We start from the raw sequence: 3,688 nt of genomic DNA, 5'->3' as shown, positions 1-3,688 counted from the left end.
TCTACACCGGCACCCACCCCCACCACACCCCCCTCCCCACCTACCCCTTCCAACACCACCACTACTGGCTCGAACCGTCCGAGGCGCTGGGCGCGGTGGCCGACGGTGCGTTCTGGGACGCCGTGGAGCGCGGCGACCTGTCCTCCCTGGCCGACTCCCTCGGTGTCGAGGAGAAGACGCTGGAGCCGATCCTGCCGGGGCTGTCCTCGTGGCGCCGTGGCAACCAGGACAAGTCCACCGTGGACACCTGGTCGTACCGCATCACCTGGGAGCCGGTGGCGACCGGCGACAAGGCGGCGCTGGCCGGGGCGTGGCTGGTGGCCGTCCCCGCCGAGCAGGCGAACGACGCCGCGGTGACGGATGTGGTCGGCGCGCTGGCCGGGCACGGCGCCGATCCCGTGGTGGTCGAGGTGGACACCGTGGAGCAGGCGGAAGTGACCGCACGGCTGCGGGAGCGGATGTCCGGTTCCGCCGACGCGTACGCCGGGCTGGTGTCCCTGCTGGCGTGGGACGACCGGCCGTACGGGACCGGCACCATGTCGCGGGGCGTGGCGGCCACGGTCGCGCTCATGCAGGCGGTGGAGGAGATCGGGTTCGCGGCACCGCTGTGGTGCCTGACCCGTGGCGCGGTCGCCGTGCGGGAACCCTCCGAGGTGACCAGCGAGTTCCAGCCGCTGGCCTGGGGCATGGGCGTGGTGCAGGGGCTGGATCAGCCGACCACCTGGGGCGGGATCGTCGATCTGCCGGAGACACCGGACGGGGCGGCCCTCGCGCGGCTGTGCTCGGTACTCACCGGGGCGGACGCCGAGGACCAGGTCGCGGTGCGCGGATCGGCCGTGTTCGCCCGGCGGATGCGGCGCGAACCGGTGACATCGGCGCCGGCGTGGCGGCCCCGGGGCACAGTGCTGATCACCGGCGGCACCGGTGGGCTCGGCTCGTACGTGGGCCGCTGGGCCGCCACGCACGGCGCCGCGCATGTGGTGCTGCTCAGCCGCCGGGGCGGGCAGGCGCCGGGCGCCGCGGAGCTGGAGGCGGAGCTGACCGCGCTGGGCGCGGGCGTGACCATCGCGGCCTGTGACGTCACCGACCGGGACCAGCTCGCCACCGTGCTGGCGGAGATTCCGCGGGACGCGCCGCTGTCGGCGGTGGTGCACGCCGCGGGGCTGGCGCTTCCGGAGAAGCCACTGTCGAAGATGACACTCGCCGAGTTCGCCGACATCGGCCGGGCGAAGATCGCCGGGGCGCGGCACCTGGACGATCTGCTGCGGGACCGGGAGCTGGACGCGTTCGTCATGTTCTCGTCCGGGGCGGCGGCCTGGGGCAGCGGCGGTCAGACCGCCTACGCCGCCGCGAACGCCTACCTCGACGGGCTGGCGCAGCGGCGCCGCGCACGCGGGCTGGCGGCCACCTCGGTGGCGTGGGGCGCCTGGGGCGGTGGCCTGGGTGTGATCGACGAGGCCATGGGCGCGCAGTGGCGCCGTACCGGTCTGATGACCATGGATCCGAGGCTGGCGGCGCTGGCGATGGCGCACACCGTGGGCAGCGGCGCCGCCCACGGTGTGGTGGCCGACATCGACTGGGCGCGGTTCGCCCCCGGTTTCACCATGGCCCGGCAGCGGCCGCTGCTGCGAGCGCTGCCCGACGTCATGGACATCCTGGCCGAGGACACGCGGGCGGACGGCTCGGGACAGGCGGAGCTCGTCGCACGGCTGGCCGGGCTCGGCCCCGAGGAGCAGGACCGGCTGCTCACCGAGCTGGTGCAGGCCGAAGCCGCTGCCGTGCTCGGGCATGCGAGCGCCGATGCCACCGGGGACCGCGCCTTCAGCGAGATCGGGTTCGACTCGCTGACGGCGGTGGAACTGCGCAACCGCCTCAACGCCGTCACGGGGCTGCGGCTGCCCGCGACGATGGTGTTCGACCATCCGCGGCCCAGTGCGCTGGCACGCCGTCTCCGCACCGAACTCGGCCAGGCCGACACCTCGTCGGTGGACTCGGTGCTGGCCGAGCTGGAGCGGCTGGAGGCGAGTCTGGCGGCGCTGCCGAAGGAGACGGTCGAACGCGCCCGGATCACGGCGCGGTTGCAGCGGATGACCACCAAGGTCGCCGAGATCGAGGCGGTCGGCGCGGACGGCGAGACCGTCACCGAACGGCTCGACACGGCGAGCGCCGACGACGTGTTCGCGTTCATCGACCAGGAGTTCGGCGTGGACTGATTCCCCGTCTCGTCTCCGCTCCCCGATTTCACCCACGAGGCTCTTGGCGAGGTCCAGATGGCGAATGACGAAAAGCTCCTCAATTACCTCAAGCGGGTTACCGCCGACCTGCACCAGACGCGGGAACGGTTGCGCAAGGCCGAGTCGGCGGCGGAGGAGCCGATCGCCATCGTCGGCATGGGCTGCCGCTACCCGGGCGGTGTGACCACTCCGGACGGGCTGTGGAAGCTGGTGGCCGACGGCCGGGACGCGATCGCCGGGTTCCCCGAGGACCGCGGCTGGAATCTGGAGAGCCTCTTCGACTCCGATCCGGACGCGGTCGGAACCTCCTATGTGCGCGAGGGCGGTTTCCTCACCGACGCGGGCGGTTTCGACGCCGAGTTCTTCGGCATCTCCCCGCGCGAGGCGCTGGCCACCGACCCGCAGCAGCGGCTGCTGCTGGAGACCGCGTGGGAGACGTTCGAGAACGCCGGTATCGACCCGACGTCGCTGCGGGACAGCGACGTCGGCGTGTTCACCGGCGTGGCGAACGGCGACTACGCGCTGACGGTGGACCAGGTGCCGGAGGGGTTCGAGGGGTATCTGGGCATCGGTGGCGCGGGCAGCATCGCCTCCGGCCGTATCTCGTACTCGCTCGGGCTGCTGGGCCCGGCGGTCACCCTGGACACGGGGTGCTCGTCCTCGCTGGTGGCAATGCACTGGGCCAGTTACGCGCTCCGGGCCGGGGAGTGCTCCATGGCGCTCGCCGGCGGGGTGATGGTGATGGCCACCCCCGGTGGCTTCGTCGGGTTCTCCCGGCAGCGGGGGCTGGCCCGGGACGGGCGCTGCAAGTCCTTCGGCGAGGGCGCGGACGGCACCAACTGGTCCGAGGGCGTCGGGCTGGTGCTGCTGGAACGGCTGTCGGACGCCCGCCGCAACGGCCACGAGGTGCTCGCCGTCATCCGTGGCACGGCGGTCAACCAGGACGGCGCCAGCAACGGCCTGACCGCCCCCAACGGCCCCTCCCAGGAACGGGTGATCCGCCAGGCCCTGGACAACGCCGGACTGTCGATGGCCGACATCGACGCGGTCGAGGCGCATGGCACCGGCACCGCCCTCGGCGACCCCATCGAGGCCCAGGCCCTGCTGGCCACCTACGGCCAGAACCGCCCGGGGGACCAGCCGCTGTGGCTCGGCTCCATCAAATCCAACATCGGCCACACCCAGGCCGCCGCCGGTGTCGCGGGGGTCATCAAGATGATCCAGGCCATGCGCCACGGCGTACTGCCCAAAACGCTGCACGCGGATCAGCCCACCACCAAGGTGGACTGGACCTCGGGCGCGGTGTCGCTCCTGGCCGAGCCCCGGCCCTGGCCGGAGACCGGACGCCCCCGCCGGGCCGGGGTCTCCTCCTTCGGCGTCAGCGGGACGAACGCGCACGTCATCCTCGAACAACCACCGGCGGAGGACACCTCGGAGCCGGAACCGCCGGAGGC

Annotated in this window: 2 protein-coding genes; both read left to right on the top strand. The window is 72.9% G+C overall.

Features of this window, described 5'->3' with window-relative positions:
• Positions 1 to 2,213, top strand: a 2,213-nt coding sequence (locus tag AXW62_RS39285; protein ID WP_159061111.1) for an SDR family NAD(P)-dependent oxidoreductase, incomplete at its 5' end; no start/stop codon positions are given.
• Between the two features lie 57 nt (positions 2,214 to 2,270).
• A partial coding sequence (locus AXW62_RS39280; RefSeq protein ID WP_174556487.1) for a type I polyketide synthase occupies positions 2,271 to 3,688 on the top strand: 1,418 nt, incomplete at its 3' end.

It is taken from the genome of Streptomyces hygroscopicus subsp. hygroscopicus (assembly GCF_001553455.1).
In the GTDB taxonomy this organism is placed as follows: Bacteria; Actinomycetota; Actinomycetes; order Streptomycetales; family Streptomycetaceae; genus Streptomyces; species Streptomyces hygroscopicus.
This window is presented reverse-complemented; position numbering and strand designations above follow the sequence as displayed.